Origin of the sequence: Nguyenibacter vanlangensis, from assembly GCF_038719015.1 — a bacterium.
GTDB lineage: Bacteria > Pseudomonadota > Alphaproteobacteria > Acetobacterales > Acetobacteraceae > Gluconacetobacter > Gluconacetobacter vanlangensis.
Genome location: NZ_CP152276.1, coordinates 3122825 through 3141208, shown reverse-complemented (window position 1 = coordinate 3141208; position 18384 = coordinate 3122825). Strand labels below are relative to the sequence as shown.

General features: G+C 70.4%; 20 protein-coding genes. 13 read left to right on the top strand and 7 right to left on the bottom strand.

The genetic code is table 11. The features are described 5' to 3' along the window. Positions 1 to 203 precede the first annotated feature (203 nt). The gene (locus AAC691_RS14660; RefSeq protein WP_323989249.1) at positions 204 to 701 is read right to left on the bottom strand and encodes a nucleoside deaminase; all 498 of its coding nucleotides are present in this window, start codon (positions 699 to 701) and stop codon (positions 204 to 206) included. 279 nt (positions 702 to 980) lie between these two features. On the opposite strand from AAC691_RS14660, the gene AAC691_RS14655 reads away from it, so the two are divergent. From AAC691_RS14655 to AAC691_RS14630, 6 genes are all read left to right on the top strand, one after another. Beyond that, the gene (locus AAC691_RS14655) at positions 981 to 1106 is read left to right on the top strand and encodes a hypothetical protein (RefSeq protein WP_281362832.1); all 126 of its coding nucleotides are present in this window, start codon (positions 981 to 983) and stop codon (positions 1104 to 1106) included. A 166-nt stretch (positions 1107 to 1272) separates the two neighbouring features. Then, positions 1273 to 2004: a gamma-glutamyl-gamma-aminobutyrate hydrolase family protein gene (locus tag AAC691_RS14650; protein ID WP_342627443.1), complete on the top strand. Its 732-nt coding sequence runs from the start codon at positions 1273 to 1275 to the stop codon at positions 2002 to 2004. After that, positions 2001 to 2786 carry a pseudouridine synthase gene (locus tag AAC691_RS14645; RefSeq protein ID WP_176641086.1) on the top strand — a complete coding sequence of 262 codons (786 nt, stop codon included), beginning with the start codon at positions 2001 to 2003 and terminating at the stop codon, positions 2784 to 2786. The genes AAC691_RS14650 and AAC691_RS14645 overlap by 4 nt, the downstream gene beginning before the upstream one ends. 7 nt (positions 2787 to 2793) lie before the next feature. Further along, entirely contained in the window at positions 2794 to 3432 is a 639-nt protein-coding gene (gene rsmD / locus AAC691_RS14640) for a 16S rRNA (guanine(966)-N(2))-methyltransferase RsmD (RefSeq protein WP_342627442.1), read from the top strand. Positions 3433 to 3579: 147 nt separating this feature from the next. After that, positions 3580 to 6342, top strand: a complete 2763-nt coding sequence (locus AAC691_RS14635; RefSeq protein WP_342627441.1) for a DNA translocase FtsK 4TM domain-containing protein — start codon at positions 3580 to 3582, stop codon at positions 6340 to 6342. Then, positions 6339 to 7112 carry an RNA pseudouridine synthase gene (locus AAC691_RS14630; protein ID WP_342627440.1) on the top strand — a complete coding sequence of 258 codons (774 nt, stop codon included), beginning with the start codon at positions 6339 to 6341 and terminating at the stop codon, positions 7110 to 7112. Before AAC691_RS14635 ends, AAC691_RS14630 begins: the two co-directional genes overlap by 4 nt. Before the next feature lie 38 nt (positions 7113 to 7150). Here AAC691_RS14630 and AAC691_RS14625 read toward each other — a convergent pair whose 3' ends face one another. Beyond that, positions 7151 to 7705, bottom strand: coding sequence for a hypothetical protein (locus AAC691_RS14625; protein WP_342627439.1), 555 nt, complete (start codon positions 7703 to 7705; stop codon positions 7151 to 7153). 90 nt (positions 7706 to 7795) lie between these two features. Continuing rightward, positions 7796 to 8344, bottom strand: a complete 549-nt coding sequence (locus AAC691_RS14620; RefSeq protein WP_342627438.1) for a hypothetical protein — start codon at positions 8342 to 8344, stop codon at positions 7796 to 7798. A 248-nt stretch (positions 8345 to 8592) separates the two neighbouring features. Between AAC691_RS14620 and AAC691_RS14615 the strand changes: the two genes are divergently transcribed. Then, positions 8593 to 8841 (top strand): DUF3126 family protein, encoded by a 249-nt coding sequence (locus AAC691_RS14615; protein WP_176641310.1) that lies wholly within the window; start codon positions 8593 to 8595, stop codon positions 8839 to 8841. A gap of 154 nt (positions 8842 to 8995) precedes the next feature. Here the strand turns inward: AAC691_RS14615 and AAC691_RS14610 are convergent, their stop codons facing one another. Then, positions 8996 to 9694 (bottom strand): DUF2939 domain-containing protein, encoded by a 699-nt coding sequence (locus tag AAC691_RS14610; protein ID WP_342627437.1) that lies wholly within the window; start codon positions 9692 to 9694, stop codon positions 8996 to 8998. A 209-nt stretch (positions 9695 to 9903) separates the two neighbouring features. Between AAC691_RS14610 and AAC691_RS14605 the strand changes: the two genes are divergently transcribed. The 4 genes from AAC691_RS14605 to pyk all read left to right on the top strand — a co-directional run bounded on the left by AAC691_RS14605 (position 9904) and on the right by pyk (position 13910). Further along, positions 9904 to 10779 carry a molybdopterin-synthase adenylyltransferase MoeB gene (locus tag AAC691_RS14605; protein ID WP_342627436.1) on the top strand — a complete coding sequence of 292 codons (876 nt, stop codon included), beginning with the start codon at positions 9904 to 9906 and terminating at the stop codon, positions 10777 to 10779. Continuing rightward, a complete protein-coding gene (locus AAC691_RS14600) occupies positions 10769 to 11203 on the top strand; it encodes a DsrE family protein (protein ID WP_342627435.1) in 435 nt (144 codons plus the stop codon). Before AAC691_RS14605 ends, AAC691_RS14600 begins: the two co-directional genes overlap by 11 nt. Before the next feature lie 187 nt (positions 11204 to 11390). After that, positions 11391 to 12383, top strand: coding sequence for an SH3 domain-containing protein (locus AAC691_RS14595; RefSeq protein WP_408906109.1), 993 nt, complete (start codon positions 11391 to 11393; stop codon positions 12381 to 12383). An 87-nt stretch (positions 12384 to 12470) separates the two neighbouring features. Beyond that, the gene (gene pyk, locus AAC691_RS14590; protein ID WP_342627433.1) at positions 12471 to 13910 is read left to right on the top strand and encodes a pyruvate kinase; all 1440 of its coding nucleotides are present in this window, start codon (positions 12471 to 12473) and stop codon (positions 13908 to 13910) included. Positions 13911 to 13964: 54 nt separating this feature from the next. Here pyk and AAC691_RS14585 read toward each other — a convergent pair whose 3' ends face one another. Then, positions 13965 to 14615, bottom strand: a complete 651-nt coding sequence (locus AAC691_RS14585; RefSeq protein ID WP_323989266.1) for a YoaK family protein — start codon at positions 14613 to 14615, stop codon at positions 13965 to 13967. Positions 14616 to 15110: 495 nt separating this feature from the next. Further along, complete coding sequence (locus AAC691_RS14580) at positions 15111 to 15263, bottom strand: hypothetical protein (RefSeq protein ID WP_176638953.1); 153 nt, start codon at positions 15261 to 15263, stop codon at positions 15111 to 15113. Between the two features lie 182 nt (positions 15264 to 15445). On the opposite strand from AAC691_RS14580, the gene AAC691_RS14575 reads away from it, so the two are divergent. Both AAC691_RS14575 and AAC691_RS14570 read left to right on the top strand, forming a co-directional pair. Continuing rightward, complete coding sequence (locus AAC691_RS14575) at positions 15446 to 15769, top strand: helix-turn-helix domain-containing protein (protein ID WP_176638954.1); 324 nt, start codon at positions 15446 to 15448, stop codon at positions 15767 to 15769. Positions 15770 to 16202: 433 nt separating this feature from the next. Next, positions 16203 to 16778, top strand: a complete 576-nt coding sequence (locus tag AAC691_RS14570) for a TIGR00730 family Rossman fold protein (protein ID WP_342627432.1) — start codon at positions 16203 to 16205, stop codon at positions 16776 to 16778. Between the two features lie 103 nt (positions 16779 to 16881). Here the strand turns inward: AAC691_RS14570 and AAC691_RS14565 are convergent, their stop codons facing one another. Then, a complete protein-coding gene (locus tag AAC691_RS14565) occupies positions 16882 to 18384 on the bottom strand; it encodes an efflux transporter outer membrane subunit (RefSeq protein ID WP_342627431.1) in 1503 nt (500 codons plus the stop codon).

Below are 18384 nucleotides of genomic sequence, written 5' to 3'. Positions count from 1 at the left end.
GGGAACGGAAGAAATCAGATCAAACGCGTCAGACATAGCATTCCTGATCGTTGACGGGCCGGCCGGCCGCTGCCGACGCCCGCGTCCTGTGTCGTACCCTGGCAGAATGCATCGGCATTCCGCACCTCTCCCATACCTGCCGATGAAAGATGCGTTAGAAGAATGCGCCAGCCGCGCCGCTGGCGCAAATCACCGCGCGCGTATCATGGCCCGCGCCGCGCGGCGAAGAAATCGCGCAGCAGCGCCGATGCCTCGCGCTCGCGCACGCCACCCACCCATTCGGGGCGATGGAGGCATTCGCGCCGGTCGAACAGGCGCGGACCATGGTCCACCCCGCCGCCCTTGGGGTCATAGGCGCCGAAGACGATGCGCCCGATCCGGAAATGCACGGCGGCTGCGGCGCACATCGGGCAGGGTTCCAATGTCACCACCAGCGTGCAATCCACCAGGCGCGGCGTGCCCAGGCGCCGCGCCGCCGCGCGCATGACCAGCATCTCGGCATGGGCCGCCGCATCGTGCCCGGCCTCGACCGCATTGCCCGCGCGCGCCAGCACCGCCCCGTCCGGCCCCAGCAGCACCGCGCCGACCGGCACCTCCCCCCGCGCCGCGGCGGCGCGGGCCTCGTCCATCGCGATCCCCATCGGATCCCCCGGGGTGCCCATGGCGGGAACGACGGCGCCGGCCTTCCCTTCCTTTGTCATCGACCCTATCCCCCGCATCCCTGCAATCGCCCCATGCAACTCCCCCGGGACCGCCCCGTTCGGGCCATAGCGCGGGACGGGCGGCCCGCGCCATCCGTGCGCGCCATGCGATCACGGGATGTTACACCGCCTCACGTTTCCAGCCGGCCATGGGGCGGCACGGGCCGGCGGAAAAAGCAGCGAATTTAATGGACAGACAAGAATCCCGCTGCCACCGTGCCCCTCGAGCCTACAGCGTTCCCTGTAACATTCGACATCGATATGGGCAGGAGAAAGACGATGAACACGCTTACGCTGATCCTGGCCGCCGCGGCAATCGTCATCGGTTTTTCGGCGTGCGAGCCGGGGCTGGTCGGACACCAGACCCTGACCGCCAACATCCAGACCGCGTTTTCCGACGGCTGATCCCGGTTCCGGCGGCGGGCCGCAAGCTCGGCGTTTCACGCCGCATTCCGGCGGTGCGCAGGAGGCTGCATCACAAGCCCTGCGACCGAGCGAGAGCGGCCCGCAGAGCTTGTGATGCAGCCTCTCGGATCTTTGACCGGCCGGCGTTCTGCTTTAGGCAGGCGGGATGAGCATGTCCCGCCCCCTGATCGGGGTCACCCTCGACAGCGAACCCGGCGCGCCGGACGGCGGCGCCTATTCGCGCTTTCCGTGGTACGCGCTGCGCCGCAACTATATGGACGCGATCGCCGACGCGGGGGGCATTCCCGTGGCCCTGTCCCACCGGCAGGACCTGGCCGCCGAGACGCTGGAGCGGCTGGACGGCCTGGTCGTCACCGGCGGCGCGTTCGACGTCGATCCGGCGCTGTACGGCGCCGCCACCCGCCATGACAGCGTCACCCTGAAATCCGGCCGCACCCGCGCCGAGCTGGCGCTGCTGCGCCTGGCGATCGCCCGGGACCTGCCGGTGCTGGGGATCTGCGGCGGCCAGCAATTGCTGGCGGTCTGCCTGGGCGGCACGCTGATCCAGCATATCCCCGACGCGCTGCCCGGCGCGCTGGCGCACGAACAGCCCAATCCGCGCGACCAGCCGGGGCACGAGGTCGCGATCGTTCCGGGCACCTTGCTGGCGCGGGTGACCGGCGCCGAGCGGATGGCGGTCAATTCCGCGCATCACCAGGCCGTCCGGACCCCCGGCCGGGCGGTCGTCTGCGCCACCGCCCCCGACGGGGTGGTCGAGGCGATCGAATATCCCGGCCATCCTTTCTGCCTGGGCGTGCAATGGCATCCCGAATTCGCCATATCGATGGGCGATGGACGCATCTTCTCCGCCCTGATAGACGCCTCGGGATCGCGATGACACAGCACGACGACACCCCCCTTTCCGATCCCGCGCGCCGCGGCGAGCGGATCGCCAAATGGCTGGCCCGATCGGGCGTGGCCAGCCGCCGCGACGCCGAACAGATCATCGCCGCCGGGCGCGTCCGCCTGAACGGCGAGCCGGTCGGCCATCCCGCGACCTTCGTCGCGGCGGGCGACATCGTGCAGGTCGACGGCGCCGTGGTGGAATCGCCCGAGCGGACGCGCCTGTGGCGCTATCACAAGCCCGACGGGCTGGTGACCACCCATCGCGACCCCGAGGGACGGCCGACCGTCTTCGCGTCCCTGCCCGACGGCATGCCCCGCGTCGTCAGCGTCGGCCGGCTGGACCTCAACAGCGAGGGATTGCTGCTGCTGACCAATGACGGCGAGCTGGCGCGACGGCTGGAGCTGCCGTCCAACGGCTGGCTGCGCCGCTACCGGGTGCGGGTCTTCGGCGTGGTGGACGAGGCCCGGCTGTCCGCCCTGGCCGGGGGCAGCGTGTTCGAGGGCGTGCGCTACGGCCCGATCGAGGCCGGGCTGGATTCCCGCAAGGGCGACAATGCCTGGCTGACCGTGGCGCTGCGCGAGGGCAAGAACCGCGAGGTCCGCAAGGTCATGCGCGGGCTGAACCTGCATGTCAGCCGGCTGATCCGCGTCTCGTACGGCCCGTTCCAGCTTGGCACCCTGCAGCGTTCGGAACTCGAGGAAGTGCCGGGCAAGGTGTTGCGCGAACAGGTGCCCGGCCTGGGCCCCGCCCCCCGGCCCGGCCGCCGGTCCTGACCCGGCCATGCGCATCGTCGCGGGCACCTGGCGCGGCCGCGCGCTGACCGCGCCCCCGGGGCGCACCACGCGCCCCACCGCCGACCGGGTGCGCCAGGCCCTGTTCGACATGCTGCTGCACGCCCCCTGGGCCGGCCGCGACCGCATCGCCGGGGCGCGGGTGCTGGACGCGTTCGCCGGCACCGGCGCCCTGGGGCTGGAGGCCCTGTCGCGCGGCGCCGCCCGGTGCGTGTTCTTCGAGACCGACCGCGCGGCGCTGGCCGCGCTGCGCGCCAATATCGCCGCCTGCGGCGCGGGCGATGCCGCCCTGGTCCGCCCCGCCGACGTGACCCACCCGCCGCCCGGACCGGCCTGCGACCTGCTGTTCCTCGACCCGCCCTATGGCAAGGGCCTGCCGGCGCGCGCCCTGGCGGCGCTGGGGGCCGCGGGCTGGATCGCCCCCGGCGCGCTGGTCGTGGTCGAAACCGCCGCCGACGAAGCCCTGCCCGAGGACGGCTCCCTGCTGTCCGGCTTCCTGCGGGCCGCGCCTCCGCTGGCCGAACGCCGCCATGGCGCGGCCAGGCTCTCGGTCTGGCGGGCCGCCCCCGGTCAAACTGCTACCGGCCAAACTGCCACCGGCCGGGCTGCCACCGGAATGCCCGAATAAGCGCGCAAGCTCCCTTCTGTATTTCGCAGCGCGCAGGCTATACTTGCCCCGGTTCCGGAGCGGCCCGGCGTCTTCATCGCGCCTGTCCGCCCCACGGAAGCGCCCCTTCCGCGGGAAGGGCAGGCCCTTTTTGCAGGATCCGAACATTTGCCGAGCCTTGGCCGCTACATTCCGTCTTCCCTGGTCTCGCCGCGCATCCGCTCCGCCGCGCGGCAAAGGCTGGCCGAACTGGGCGGAATGACGCTGTGGCTGCTGGCCCTGGCCCTGGCTGCCTCCTTATGGAGCTATAATCCGCGCGATCCGTCGATGAACACCGCCAGCACCCAGGCCCCGACCAACCTGCTGGGGGTGGTGGGGGCCTATCTGGCCGACGCGCTGCTGCAGAATATCGGCATCACCTGCGCGCTGCCGGTGCTGGCCCTGGTGGCCTGGGGCTGGCGGGTAGCGCGCCATACCGGACTGGGCTCGGTGCCGGTGCGCGTCGTCGCGCTGCTGTGCGCCATGCCGGTGATCGGCGCGCTGCTGGGGGCCGTGCCGCTGCTGGTCCCGGCGCTGCCGGCGCCGCACTGGCCCACCGAATCGGGCCCGGGCGGCGCGTTCGGCCTGTCGATCGCCCGTGCCGCGCTGCAGGCCGGGTCGTCGGTGCTGGGCCCGGCCGGCCGGCTGGCGGTCTGGTGCCTGGGCCTGCTGCTGACGGCGCTGCTGGTACCGCTGGCGATGGGCCTGTCCCTGGCGGAATGGGCGGCGATCGGCCGCACCCTGCGCGCCGCGGCCCGGCAGCCCGCGCGCCTGGCGCGCGGCATGCCCGGGCGGCACAGCCCGCCCGACCAGCCGCCCGCCGCCCCGGCCGGGCGGTGGGCCGGCGGGCTGGGCAGGGCGCCGGACGGGATTCTGGACGGGGCGCTGGAGGGGGCCATGCCGCCCCCCCGGCCCGATTTGTCCATGCAGCCCCGCGCGCCGGAGCCGCAGATACGCAGCCTGCGCATCGAGCGGCCCGACGCGGCGCGGGCACCGGCCCGCCCATCCACCCGTCCCTCCACTCGTCCCTCCCTGGGCACCGGCTGGGTGCAGCCGCCCGGCGTCGAGGATGACGCGGCGGCCGATCCGCCCCCCCTGCTGCTGGGCGGTCCCCGCCAGCCGGACGGCCCGGCCTGGAGCACCGAGGAGGCTGCCTTTGCCCAGGCGGCTGCCGAGGCGGCGCCGGCCGAACCGCCGCGCGAAGCCGCGGCCGAGCCCCCCCGCGCCGGCTTCATGGGCCGGCTGTTCGGCAGCCGCGCGGCGGCGGACCGCCCGTCCGCCGACCTGCGCGGCGCCGCCGGCCGGACGGCCGGCGGGAACGGCGGATACCCCCCGCCGCCCGATGCCGGCGCGCCGTGGCAATTGCCGTCGGTCAGGCTGCTGAAGGCCGCGCCGCCGCACGGCCAGACCGGCCCGTCGCAGGACATGCTGCAGGCCAATGCCCGCCTGCTGGAAACCGTGCTGTCCGATTACGGCGTGCAGGGGCGGATCGGCGAGATCCATGCCGGGCCGGTCGTCACGCTGTACGAACTCGAACCCGCGCCGGGCATCCGCTCGGCCCGGGTGATCGGCCTGGCCGACGACGTCGCGCGCTCGCTGTCGGTGCTCAGCGTGCGCATCGCCACCGTGCCGGGCCGCAACGTGATCGGCATCGAGGTCCCCAATGCCCGGCGCGAGACGGTGTATCTGTCCGAGCTGTTCCATGACGCGGCCTGGACCCAGTCCATGTCGCGGCTCAGCCTGGCGCTGGGCAAGGATATTTCCGGCGCGCCGGTCTATGGCGACCTGGCGCGCATGCCGCACCTGCTGATCGCCGGCACCACCGGCTCGGGCAAGTCGGTGGGCGTCAACGCCATGATCCTGTCCCTGCTCTACCGGCTGTCGCCCGACGAATGCCGGCTGATCCTGATCGACCCCAAAATCCTGGAACTGTCGATCTACGAGGGCATTCCCCATCTGATGACGCCGGTGGTCACCGAGCCGGCCAAGGCGGTGGCCGCGCTGAAATGGACGGTGCGCGAAATGGACCGCCGCTACCGCGCCATGTCGCACCTGCAGGTCCGCAATATCGGCAGCTACAACGAACGCGTGGCCGAGGCCCGGATGCGCGGCGAGGTCGTCAGCCGCCGCGTCCAGACCGGCTATGACCCCGAGACCGGCCGCCCGACCTTTGAGGAACAGCAGTTGGCGCTCGACTCGCTGCCCTATATCGTGGTGGTGATCGACGAAATGGCCGACCTGATGATGGTCGCAGGCAAGGAGATCGAGGCCGCGGTCCAGCGCCTGGCGCAGAAGGCCCGCGCCGCGGGCATCCATGTCATCATGGCGACGCAGCGCCCGTCGGTGGACGTGATCACCGGCACCATCAAGGCCAATTTCCCGACCCGCATCTCGTTCCAGGTCATCAGCAAGTTCGACAGCCGCACCATCCTGGGCGAGCAGGGCGCCGAGCAATTGCTGGGGCAGGGCGACATGCTGTACATGCAGGGCGGCGGCCGCATCACCCGCGTCCATGGCCCCTTCGTCGCCGACAGCGAGGTCGAGGACGTGGTCGCCTTCCTGCGCAGCCAGGGCGAGCCGATCTATAACGACGACGTCATCTCGGCCCAGGACGAGGATGGCGGGAGCGGCAGCGGCGGCGGCGGCAAATCCTCGGGCAACGGGCTGAACGGCGGCGGCTTCGACGAGGAAACCAGCCTGTTCGACCAGGCGGTGGCCGTGGTGGCGCGCGAGGGCAAGGCCTCGACCTCGTTCATCCAGCGCCATCTGTCGATCGGCTATAACCGCGCGGCCAAGATCATCGAGCAGATGGAAAAGGAAGGCATCGTCAGCCCGGCGAACCATGTCGGCAAGCGCGAGGTGCTGCTGCGCCGCACCGACGACGACGAATGACCCGCCCCCCGGGACGCTCCCTGGGTCGCCCGCGCCCGGCGCCGGGGGCCGCCACCCCGAAATCCGCGCCGCCGTTTCCGATCCTGTTCCAGGACAGCCGCTTCCTCGTCATCGACAAGCCGGCTGGCCTGCCGGTCCATCCCGGCCCCACCGGCGGCCCCTCGGTCGAAAGCGCCTTTCCCCTGCTGTCCCGCCGCGCGGACGGGCCGTGGCTGGCCCACCGGCTGGACCGCGACACGTCCGGCTGCCTGCTGATCGCCCTGCGCAAGCAGGCGCTGCTGGCCGCGCAGGCCGCCTTCGCCGCCGGCACGGTCGAGAAGACCTATTGGGCGGTGGTGCACGGCCGCCCCACCGCCGAATCCGGCACAGTGCGCCTGCGCATGGTCCGCCGGACCAGCCCCGCCGGCTGGCGCATGGTCGAAGACCCGCACGGACAGGCCCCCCTGGGCCGGGCTTCTCGGGGCCAGGAATCCGAGACCGAATGGCGCGTCCTGGCCTCGGACGGGCGGCAGAGCTGGCTGGCGCTGCGGCTGCTGACCGGCCGCACCCACCAGGCGCGGCTGCATTGCGCCAGCCTGGGCTGCCCGATCCTGGGCGACCCGGTCTATGGCCGGGCCGACGGCCAGGTGCTGCATCTGATGAGCCGCCGCCTGGCGCTGAAGCTGACGCCGCCGGTCGCCGCCACCGCCCCGCCGCCGCCCCATATCGCCGCCACCCTGGCGCGCCATGGCTGGCCCCTGCCGCCCGACGCGTCCGGACCGTCCGGCTGACCGGACGCGAAACCTGTCAGGGGCCAGTCACGGGCCGGTCACGGCTTGGCCGGCTGGCGGGGCGCCGTGGCCAGCGGCTGCGGGTTATAGACCGCGTCCGCCGGCTGCGGCGGCACCGGGGGTGGCGAGAAGGCCGAGATCGGGCCGAACAGCCCGCCATCCACCCGGCGCATGGTCGCCTCCGGCTGGCGGATGCAACCCCGCACCACCGCCGCGCACACCCCGTCGGTGCCGACCATCCTGTCGTCGTCGCCGGCGTAATGCACCTCGGTGACCCGATCATCGACCAGGCGGATCGTCACCGCGCACGAGATCCCGCTGCCGCCGTAGCTCAGAGTGGCCAGGTTCAGCGGGCTGATGGAGAAGGACCCGCTGGCCCCGGGCTTGTAGACGTAATGGAACAGGCTGGTATGCGCATTCAGCGCCACGCGCCCGTCGGGCGGCCCGGCACAGGCCTGCAGATCATTCGCGGTCATGCCGATCATGCTGAGCTGCGCCTGATGCGCCGCCCGCGAATCCCCATAGCCGCAGGCGGCCAGGCAGACGGGCAGCGATAGCGCAACGAAGGGGTGACAGGTCGTATTCCGAAACAAGACGACTCCTTTCCAGGCCGCGATCCGTGCCCGTTCACCTGGCGGCGCGCGGCGAGGGGCGTCAATACCACGCGCGTCACCACGCACGCGTCAGCCCTGCGGCGCGGCGTGCAAGGCGCGCAGGCAGTCGCCGCCCTGGTTGATCAGGTGGATGTCGTGCACGGCCCGCACCGCCCGGGTCGTCCGCGCGCGCCATGTCGCCGGCATCCCGTCCGGGCGGCAGATCGTCTGCCCGCCCAGCAGGGGCCCGTTCTTCGGATCCAGCGCCGCCAGGACCGCCCCGGGACTGTGCGGCAGCGCCTGGCGCAGCGCCCGCTGCAGGCCCTGCGCCGTCCGCTGATCGGCCTGGGGCAGCAGGTCGGGCATCGTGGCGATCCAGTTCTGCCACCCCGCCGCCACCGCACGGCGCACGCGCGGCCATTCGTGGTCGCGCGTCAGGGCCTCGGCCGTCTTTTGCGCCCCGTCCTGGCGGATCCGGTCGGCCAATGTCCGCGCCGTCAGGGTCGGCGCCGCCTCGACCGGACCGAACGGCGCGGTCACCGCGCCGGCATGGGTGACCAGCGCCATGACCAGCGCCGCCGCCACCCCCGGCACCAACAGACGCGCCATGCCGGCGAACAGGGTCGAACAGATCCGCAAGCCGACTCTCCTCACACAGTGCGACATCAAGGAAAATCCAGGAAAACGACGAATCATGGCAAGCTCCGGGCAGGAAGGGGATTTTTCACGGGCGGGATCCACGCGCGGCGGGCAGCGGCCGCGACCGCGGCCAAGGGGCGGTTGCGGGGGGCGACCCGAGTGCCTATAGCGGGCGGCATGTCGTTCGGCGGCATCAGGCCCAGCCCGCCGCCGCCTTATCCTCCGACCCCGACCGGGAGCTTCGTATCATGAGCACCATGTCCACCTCCGAGATCGCCCGCCTGCAGGTGTGCCTGCGCCGCCTGCTGGGCTCCCCCGAACTGACGGTCAACCCGCCGCCGCGCGCGGGCCTGTCGGTCGAAGTCGCCGTGAAGGGCGAAATCATCGGCACCGTCCATCGGGACGAGGATGAGGGCGAAGTGTCCTACGCCCTGCATATCACGGTTCTGGAAGAGGATCTGCCGGCCGAGACCGCCACCGCGCGCGCGCGCCGCTGATGCCGACGATTCTTGTGATTTGATTCTCGTGATTCCGGCGTCGGTGAGTTCCACGTCGGTGAATCCGGCGCCGATCGCGCGCTGACCGTCGCCGGGGTGGGGAATCGCATCCTGCCCCTGCCGCGCTCCTGGCCGCGCGCCCGGCGCGGCGCGGTTACCGCGCCAGGACGGCGGTCCGGACGACGGCCGGCCGGTCAACGGCCGCTTCGATGATCGGGTGGCCGTCCTGGCCGGACGGCAGGTCGATGCGGGTGATCTTCCAGCGCCAGCCCTGGATCTGCATCTGCAGATGCAGCTTGCTGTCGCGCGCATGGCCCGGCGCCTGGTCCGGCAGGGCGAGGCTGGCCTCGAACATGTTCAGGCGCACGAAACGTACCCGCACATGGCGCAGGATCCGCACCCGCGCGGCGCCCGTCACCGAATGATTCGGGGCCGGATGACCGGGGGCCGGCCGGCCGGCGGCCAGCTTGCCCGCGTCCGAGGGGCCCGCCGGCATCAACTGGTCCATCAGCGTCCCGAGATTGGCGGCATTCACGTTCGTGTCCACGGCGTTGGACACCGCAGCGGCGGCGAAGGACGACCCGAATTCCGGCAGATCGTCGTCACCGGCAGGCTGCGCCCCGACCAGGCCGGTGACGATCTGCGCCTTGAGGCCGGTCTGGACCGACCGCCAGTTGAGGTACGTCCCCAACGTCTGCACGTCATGCGCCTGCATGGCCGACGCGACCGACCACAGCGTGACGAAGGGCGAGGCGACGAACAGCGACAGCGCCATGACCAGGGTCACCGCGCAGAGACGCCGTGCCTGCTGCCGACGAACGGCAACCATATGGCCGGCTGGCATCAGGCGCATGAAACGGTCCATCGAGAAATCGTCCCTGTCGTACGGCGCGAGCATACGATAAGCATGGCGGACATGCATGACCTTCATGGCAAAATGACACAAATTGTTACAAAAAGAGTGTCACGAAGCCATATTCGCCTGCACCGGTCAGGCCCATACCTGACATTGTTGTCCCGGACGTCATCATGCCTGCAACGTGCCGGGACGGGGAAGGATGCATGATCCCTGATTTTTCCGAAGCCGAGATCCAGCGCTACGCCCGCCATATCCTGCTGCCCGAGATCGGCGGCACCGGCCAGGCCGTGCTGCGCGCCGCGAGCGTGCTGATCGTCGGCGCCGGGGGGCTGGGCGCGCCGCTGGGCCTGTATCTGGCGGCGGCGGGCGTCGGCCGGATCGGTTTGGTGGACGACGACCTGGTCGATCTGTCGAACCTGCAGCGCCAGATCGCCCATACCACCGGCCGGATCGGCATGCCCAAGGTCGAGTCCGCGGCCGAGGCGATGCAGGCCATCAATCCGCTGGTCCGGATCGACCGCCATGCCGTCCGGCTGGATGCCGGCAACGCCCGGGCGCTGGTCGCGGCCTATGACCTGGTCTGCGACGGCACCGACAATTTCCGCACCCGCTACCTGCTGGCCGACGCCTGCGCGCTGGAGCGGCGCACCCTGGTCTCGGCCGCCGTGCTGCGTTTCGAGGGGCAGCTTTCCACCTTCCGCCCGCATCGCGGCGGCCCATGCTATCGCTGCCTCTATCCCGAGGCCCCAGCACCCGGCACCATTCCCTCCTGCGCCGAGGCCGGGGTCTTCGGCGCGGTGACCGGCGTCATGGGCACCCTGCAGGCCACCGAAGTGCTGAAGGAACTGCTGCAGATCGGCGACAGCCTGGCGGGCCGCCTGCTGGTGTGGGACGCCCTGGCCGCGCGCGTCCATACGATCCGCCTGGCGCCCGATCCCGACTGCGCGCTGTGCGGTCCGCGCGCGACGATCCGCGACCTGTCGGCCCATGCCGCGCCATCCGCCCCCGCCGATGTTTCGGCCGATGTCTCCGCCGGGGCCGGGCCCGGTCCGGCCCGGTGCGCGTCGCATGCCCACTGACCCCCCGCCCCTCTTGCCGTCGTCCCCCTTCCCGCCGGCCGCGCCCGACGCGGCCGGGCTGGCGATCCTGCTGCTGGATGGCGGGTACGAACGCGCCCACTACGCCTTCATGCTGGCGGCCGGCGCGCTGGCGATCGACCGGCCGGTTCTGCTGTTCGCGGCGGGGCACGGCGTGCATGCCCTGGCGCGCGACTGGCGCGGCCTGCGCGACGCGGCGGCCGACCAGGCGGTGCAGGCCAGCGGCGTCGCCGGCTTCGAGACGCTGCGCGAGGCCGTGCGGCAGCTCGACGGCGCGCTGATGGCCTGTGAATCCGGCCTGCGCGTCGCGGGCCTGCCGGCCGGGGCCCTGCTGCCCGCGGTGCGGGTGGCGGGTATTCCAACCTTTCTGGACGCCGCCCGCGGGCGGCAGATCATCACCCTGTGATCGGCTTCGGGGGGCAGGCATGGATCCTTTGCCGCATACCCCCTTGCCGAGCGGCGCTGGCCTTGGCAGGGATGCAGCCATGACGCGTTCCGCCCCTTCCGTCCCTTCGCTGCCCGGCCCGCATGGCGACCCGCGTCGCCGCAACCGGGCGCCTGTCCTGGCCCCGGCCCCAGCCCTGGCTTTGACCATGCTGGCCGCGACGCTGGACGGGACGGCGGCGGCGGCGGCGCAGGTCAGCTCTCAGAGCGGCCAGCCGGCCGCGCATCACCGGCACCGGCACCATCATGCCGGTCCGGCGCATCCGCATCACCATCCGGACCATCCCCACCCGGACCATTCTCGTCCGGCCGCCCGGCCGGTCCCGCATTCCCGCCATGCCGGCCTCGCGCCGCATCGCCACGCGATGGATCACCATTACGTGATGTCGCCCCGCCACGCGGCGCTGGCCGCCGGCGCCGCGGCGGGCGCCATCGCCGGGACGACGGGGGCTGGGGCAACGGGGACCGGGGCTGGGGCGCCTGCCGCTCCGGCCGCGCCTCCGGCCCCGCCCGACAAGGGCACCGTGACCGGCCTGCCGCTGCCGCGTTTCGCGGCGCTCCGCGCCGACGAGGTCAATATGCGCTCGGGCCCCGGCCAGCGTTATCCGATCGAATGGGTGTATCATCGGCGCGACCTGCCGGTGAAAATCGAGCGCGAATTCGATGTCTGGCGCCTGGTCGAGGATTCCGACGGCCAGAAAGGCTGGGTCCATCAGGCGACCCTGGTCGGCGCGCGCACCTTCGTGGTTCCCGGCCTGCCGCCGATCGACCCCGCCCAGGCCCGGCCGGCGCATCCCGCTTCCGGCGACGCCGCCCCGCAATCCGCCCTGCAATCCACGTCGCAATCCACGTCCCAACCCGCCCCGCAGCCGGCGCCGGGCGGCCATTTCGACACGCGGGTGGTCGCCCGCCTGGCCGATCCCGCGGCGGCGGCGGCGATTCCGGGCGCGATCGCGATCCACGCGTCGCCCGACGCGTCATCCGCCCTCGTCGCGGTGCTCCGGCCCGGGGCGGTCGGCACGTTTCGCCTCTGCGCGACCGGCACCGAATGGTGCAAGGTCAGCGTGCAACATTATTCAGGCTGGCTGGACCGCAGGGCGGTCTGGGGTCTTCTGCCGCAGGAGACGATCCAGCCGTCCTGATTGACGCGCGGCCCGGGCAGGCGCCCGGGCCGGGAACAGCGACCAGCGATCCGGTCGCGGAAAAAATCTGCAAGGAGAAAGCGCCCAATGACCATCACCTCCGCCTCCCGCCCCCGGCGGACGAAAATCGTCTCGACGCTCGGGCCGGCCTCGTCCGATCGTGCCACGATCCGTGCCCTGGCCGAGGCTGGGGTCGATGTGTTCCGGCTGAATTTCTCCCATGGCGCCCATGCCGACCATGCCGCCCGGCATGAGGCCATCCGCTCGGTCGAGGCCGAGCTGGGCCGCCCGATCGGCATCCTGGCCGACGTCCAGGGCCCCAAGCTGCGCGTCGGCACGTTCGAGAACGGCAAGGTGACCCTGCAGAGCGGCGCCGCCTTCCGCCTGGACCTCGACGATGCCCCCGGCACCGTCGAGCGCGTGCGCCTGCCGCACCCCGAGATCATCAGCGCCGCCACGGTCGGCAGCAACCTGCTGCTGGATGACGGCAAGCTGCGGCTGGTGGTGCGCGAGGTCGGGCCGACCTATCTGGACACGGTGGTGGCCGTGGGCGGCGTGCTGTCCGAGCGCAAGGGCGTGAACGTGCCGGACATCGTGCTGCCGATCCCGGCCTTGACCGAAAAGGACCGCAAGGACCTGGATTTCGCGCTGGAACTGGGCGTGGAATATATCGGCCTGTCCTTCGTCCAGCGCCCCGAGGACGTCCGGGAGGCACGTGACATTGCCGCCGGCCGCGCCTGGATCATGACCAAGGTGGAAAAGCCGCAGGCGATGGACAATCTGGACGAGATCGTCCGCCTGTCCGATGCGGTGATGGTCGCGCGCGGCGATCTGGGCGTGGAACTGCCGCCCGAGGCCGTGCCCCTGGCGCAGAAGCGCATCGTCCGCCTGGCCCGCCAGTTGGGCAAGCCGGTGGTGGTCGCCACCCAGATGCTGGAAAGCATGATCCACGCCCCGACCCCGACCCGCGCCGAGGCGTCGGACGTCGCCACCGCGGTGTTCGACGGCGCCGACGCCGTGATGCTGTCGGCCGAGACCGCCGCCGGGCAATACCCGTTGGAAGCGGTCGGCATCATGAACCGCATCGTGCGCCGGGTCGAAGAGGATCCGATCTGGCAGTCGATCATGCGCGCCAGTTGCCCCGAGCCCGAAGGGTTCGTCGCCGACGCGATCGCCGCCGCCGCCGGGCAGATCGCCGGCACGGCCGCGGCGCGGGCCATCGTCGCCTTCACGCTGGGCGGCTCGACCGCGCTGCGCATCTCGCGCGAACGGCCCGAGGCGCCGATCATCGGCCTGACCGAAACCGACGAGATCGCGCGCCGGCTCTGCGTCGCCTGGGGCGTGCGCGCCCAGTCGGTCGGCCAGGAAACCCCGGTCCGCACGGTCGAAACCGTGGTCGACCAGGCCATCGAAGCCGCCGTCGCCAGCGGCCTCGCCCGCTCGGGCGACGCGATCGTCATCGCCGCCGGGCTGCCCTTCGGCGTGGCGGGCAGCACCAACACGCTGCGCGTCGCCCGCGTCGACTGACGCGCACGGACCGGCCCGCCATCCCGGGCCGGTCCCCCCTTCTATTCCCGCCTTCTATGAGGGGCTGACGGTCTCCAGCCGTTCCAGCAGCGGGTGGTCGCGTAGATAGAGCAGGAAGCCGGCACAGCCGATCGTCAGCCCCACCAGCACGATCGCGCCGGAGACCGAGACGCTGGACGCCACCGCCCCCAGCACCGCCCCGCCGAACAGGCCCAGAATCGCCGCCAGGCGCCGCCAGACCCCCAGCGACGGGCCGCCCGCCAGCCGGCTGTCATGCGCCAGCCCATGTAGCAGCAGGGTCGCTGCCGGCAGCGTCAGGTCCGTGACCTGCGCATGGCGGGTGGCCGAGGTCTGCAATCCCATCGCCACGGCCAGGATCGTCAGCACGGCATAGTAATGCCACGGCGCATTCACCCACCAGATCAGCGCGGCCCCCGCGACCAGCACCCCCACGGCCATCAGCAGGTCGGCGACCGTGCGTCGCCGCGAATGCGACCGCCGCACCAGCCGGCCGCCCAGCGCCGCCCCGATCAGGTAAGAGGCGATCGCCACCAGCCCCGGCCCCAGGATGGACTGGCCCGACACCAGATGCACCGCGATCAGGATCACGGTCGCGGTCATATAGCCGGCAAAGACGTTCAGATGGGTCAGCGAAATGGCGTCCAGCGCGCCCATCGCCACCGTAACCATGATGATGGCGATCACCAGTCTCGGATCATGAGGCCCCGGATCACGGCCGGGCGGTTTGTGTGTCTGGTTCATGACCTCATGCATGTCCGCGCTGCGCGAACAATTCCGTAAGCATCCATAAGCAACGCACCAACAAAAGAAGGGGGACACCGCGATGCGATGCCCCCTTTCACCTTAGTTCCCGAAGATTCTCGCCCTTCGGATCTTCATCCCTGCGATCATCATGCCGCAGGTTTCTTGTTCTTGGGAGCGGGCCGTTCCGGTCTTCTCGCTCTGGTATCCTCTACATGGACCCTTTTTTTCTGCCCGTCAATCGAAATTCGCAAATAAACCTCCGCCGATGCTTTTGTTGCACTGCACAATACCTGAGAGCGCACAATAAAATCATCCGATCACACAGAAGTTTATTTCCTCTCGCGGAACCCTGCCGGGCGCGCCTCGGGATGTCGGTCGCCCTGTCCGAAACCATCGCGGTCTATCCGTGTGTCCGAAGTCCCGGTGTGCGCCGGATCAATGGGGCGCGGACAATTGCAGGCGAAGCAGCCGCGCGGTGTCGCAGCCCCGCATCCGGCGAGCATCCGCGTCGAGACGATCCCGCACGCGCAGCCAGAATATGACTTCGTCGATATTGTTTTCTTCCAGGCACTGACCGATACGGCGCATGACGACCCGCCGGGCGGCCGCCCCGAACAGACGGACAAGGCCGCGCGCGGCAGCGGATGGATCAGGGAATGGACAAAGCCGGTGGTACGTGTCGGACGCCATGCCCCGCCCCGAAATGAGGATTATAGTCCGCAACTCTATAGTCCGTGGTCCGTACACGACAAGCCTGCTCATGGTGAATCATGAGCAAGAGTGCAAACGGGCCAACCCGGCAAAAAGCACCCCGCAAGCCGCGCCCCTCGATCCAGCCACCGCTGGAAACCCAAGATGGCGGAGACCCGCGCGCGGCGCTGGGGGAGATCATCTATACGGAACGCATGCGCCTGGGGATCAGCCAGGAAGAACTGGCAGCCCGCGCCGGCCTGGACCGGACCTATGTCAGCGGCATGGAGCGCGGCCTGCGCAATCCCACCTTCCTGGTATTGCTGCGCCTGGCCCGGGAACTCGCCATCGACCCCGCGATCCTGGTCCGTATCGAAATCCGGAAGGCTCCGACAAACCTTTGACCACACCGGCAATAAATGCCATCCGCGCGGTACCCGTCATCCTCTTTGTTACGCACCATGTCAGTTCTCGTGCCGGGATCTGTTCGGTCGGAACATATCCATGCGTATATCTATCGAAATCGCGCTTTTGGAATCCCGGCATGCGGTCTCTGGCGGTCGGGTTTCACGCGATCATGGTGTGCGCCCGCGACACCGGCCGGATACCGGCTGATTTTGACATCTCCCATGATATCCCGACGGATATTCCGATCGGGACTTCATGTGCTTTACGGCCTGGACCGTCCGACTGCGCACGCGGCGCGAAGGGCAGCAGGTTCTGTTGGGGCTTGAGTCGGCGGAAGGGGATGGTACGTAGGACCGCGTCACTTTGCCGAAGGCGGCGGCTTCCGCCCTCTCGGTCGTCATCCATACTGCGCTTCTTCCGGAGGTTTCCATGCGAATCGCTGTCTTCTGTGGCGCGTCTTCCGGACGCAGGCCGGTCTACCGCGATGTGGCGTTCGCCTTCGGGCGGCTGCTGGCCGAACGGGGCATCGGCCTTGTCTATGGTGGCGGGCATGTCGGGCTGATGGGCGCCGTGGCCGACGGCGCGCTGGAAGCCGGGGGCGAGGTGATCGGCGTTATGCCGCGGGCCCTCGCCGAGCGGGAAATCGCGCATCGGGGCCTGACCCGGCTTGATGTCGTCCCCAGCATGCATGTCCGCAAGCAGCGCATGGCCGAACTCGCCGGCGGATTCGTCACCCTGCCGGGAGGGGCCGGAACGTTCGAGGAGATTTTCGAGCAATGGACCTGGGCGCAGCTCGGCATTCATGAAAAGCCCTGCGGATTCCTCAATATCGACGGATATTTCGACCCCCTCATGGCGATGGTCGATGCCGTCATGCGGGAAGGCTTCATGAAACCGGTCTACCGGCAGATGCTGGTGGTCACTCCGGACCCGGACGAGATGATCCGCCGCTTCGCGAGCTATACGCCGCCACCCCGCAAATGGACCGAAGCACCGGCGCCATGAGGCCACGCGCGGCGGCAAAAAAAGCGGCCCCCGAAGGAGCCGCCCTTTCAGCATCGCGATGGAAAGCGCGCCAGAAGAAAACGCGCCGGAAACGGCCGGGCGATCAGCCGGCCCCCGGCACCGGCGCCGTGCCGTTCGCGGCCCGCGCGGTCCGTTCGTTCCAGCCGCCGCCCAGGGCGCGATAGACGGTGATCAGGTTCTGGTACCGCGCCTCCTGCACCGAGATCTGGCTTTGCTGCGCCGTATACAGCGCGCGCTGCGAATCCAGCGTGGTCAGATAGGAATCCACCCCGGAATCGAACCGCATCCGCGCCAGGCGATACGCATCGGCCGACGAGTTCACCAGCGCGTCCAACTGCCGCCCCTGCTCCAGGTAGGTCGCGCGCGCCGCCAGCGCGTTCGACACGTCCTGGAACGCGGACTGGATGGCCTTCTCATAAGCCATCAGCCGTTCGTCACGCCGCGCCTTCGACACCTGCAGCGACCCCTCGGTCTGGCCCCAGGTCAGCAGCGGCACCTGCAATTGCGGATTGATCGACCAGGTCGTGGCGCCCGAGGTGAACAGATTGCGGAACTGCAGGCTGGACACGCCGTCCGACGCCGTCAGGATCAGGCGCGGGAAAAACGCGGCGCGGGCCGCCCCGATATCATCATTGGCCGATTTCAGCGCGAATTCGGCCGACAGCACATCCGGCCGCCGGTCCAGCAGGTCGGACGGCAGGCCCGCCGGCAAATCCGCCAGGATCGTCTGCCGCCCGAACGGCGCGGGCGGCGGCAGGTCGGCCGGCAGCGGCGCGCCCACCAGCAGCACGATCTGGTTCTCGTCCTGTGCGATCATGCGCTGATATTGCGCCCGGTTGGCCGCCGCCTGCTCGACCTGCGTCTCGGTCTGGCGCAGCGTCAACTGGTCGGCCTCGCCCCGGTCGAACCGGGCCTGGGTCAGGCGCAGCGTATCCTGCTGCGATGCCAGGGTCTGCTCGGTCACCCGCAACTGCTCGCAATCGGCCAGCCATGCGACATAGGCCGTCGCCACCTGCGAAATCACGCTGATCACCAGGGCGCGCTGGTTGGCCACCTGGCTCAGCATCTGGTCGGATGCCTCGCGCGACAGGCTGCGGATGCGACCGAACAGATCGATCTCGTAGGACGAGAAACCGATCCCGGCCTGATAGAATCGGAACGTGCCGACCCCGTTACGTCCCAGCCCGGGCGCGAAGGCGAAGCCGCCATTGTTCGACGGCGCCGTGTATATCGACTGCCCGGTCCCGTTGATCTGCGGGAACAGCGCGGCATGCTGCACCCGGTACTGGCCCTGCGCCTCGATCACCGACAGCGCGGCCGAGCGCAGGTCGCGGTTTTCGCGCACCGCCAGCGCGATCAGCGCCCGCAGGCGCGGATCGACGAAGAAATCGCGCCAGCCCAGGTCCGATGCCGCGGTGCCGATCTGCCCGGCACCGCTGGCATGATAGGCCGCGCCGGTCGGCCAGGCCGGCGCCACCGGCAGGGATGGCCGCTTATAGTTGGGGATCATCGTGCATCCCGGCAGGGCCGCCAGCAGCAGCAGCCCCGCCCACGGGCGCCGACGCACAGAAGGATAGGCTTTCAT

Bases quoted from the DNA above. Each gene is read 5' to 3' on its own strand.
- AAC691_RS14660 (WP_323989249.1), bottom strand. From the start codon at position 701: ATGACAAAGGAAGGGAAGGCCGGCGCCGTCGTTCCCGCCATGGGCACC.
- AAC691_RS14655 (WP_281362832.1), top strand. From the start codon at position 981: ATGAACACGCTTACGCTGATCCTGGCCGCCGCGGCAATCGTCATCGGT.
- AAC691_RS14650 (WP_342627443.1), top strand. From the start codon at position 1,273: ATGAGCATGTCCCGCCCCCTGATCGGGGTCACCCTCGACAGCGAACCC.
- AAC691_RS14645 (WP_176641086.1), top strand. From the start codon at position 2,001: ATGACACAGCACGACGACACCCCCCTTTCCGATCCCGCGCGCCGCGGC.
- rsmD (WP_342627442.1), top strand. From the start codon at position 2,794: ATGCGCATCGTCGCGGGCACCTGGCGCGGCCGCGCGCTGACCGCGCCC.
- AAC691_RS14630 (WP_342627440.1), top strand. From the start codon at position 6,339: ATGACCCGCCCCCCGGGACGCTCCCTGGGTCGCCCGCGCCCGGCGCCG.
- AAC691_RS14615 (WP_176641310.1), top strand. From the start codon at position 8,593: ATGAGCACCATGTCCACCTCCGAGATCGCCCGCCTGCAGGTGTGCCTG.
- AAC691_RS14610 (WP_342627437.1), bottom strand. From the start codon at position 9,694: ATGCGCCTGATGCCAGCCGGCCATATGGTTGCCGTTCGTCGGCAGCAG.
- AAC691_RS14605 (WP_342627436.1), top strand. From the start codon at position 9,904: ATGATCCCTGATTTTTCCGAAGCCGAGATCCAGCGCTACGCCCGCCAT.
- AAC691_RS14600 (WP_342627435.1), top strand. From the start codon at position 10,769: ATGCCCACTGACCCCCCGCCCCTCTTGCCGTCGTCCCCCTTCCCGCCG.
- AAC691_RS14595 (WP_408906109.1), top strand. From the start codon at position 11,391: ATGCTGGCCGCGACGCTGGACGGGACGGCGGCGGCGGCGGCGCAGGTC.
- pyk (WP_342627433.1), top strand. From the start codon at position 12,471: ATGACCATCACCTCCGCCTCCCGCCCCCGGCGGACGAAAATCGTCTCG.
- AAC691_RS14580 (WP_176638953.1), bottom strand. From the start codon at position 15,263: ATGCGCCGTATCGGTCAGTGCCTGGAAGAAAACAATATCGACGAAGTC.
- AAC691_RS14575 (WP_176638954.1), top strand. From the start codon at position 15,446: ATGAGCAAGAGTGCAAACGGGCCAACCCGGCAAAAAGCACCCCGCAAG.
- AAC691_RS14570 (WP_342627432.1), top strand. From the start codon at position 16,203: ATGCGAATCGCTGTCTTCTGTGGCGCGTCTTCCGGACGCAGGCCGGTC.
- AAC691_RS14565 (WP_342627431.1), bottom strand. From the start codon at position 18,384: ATGAAAGCCTATCCTTCTGTGCGTCGGCGCCCGTGGGCGGGGCTGCTG.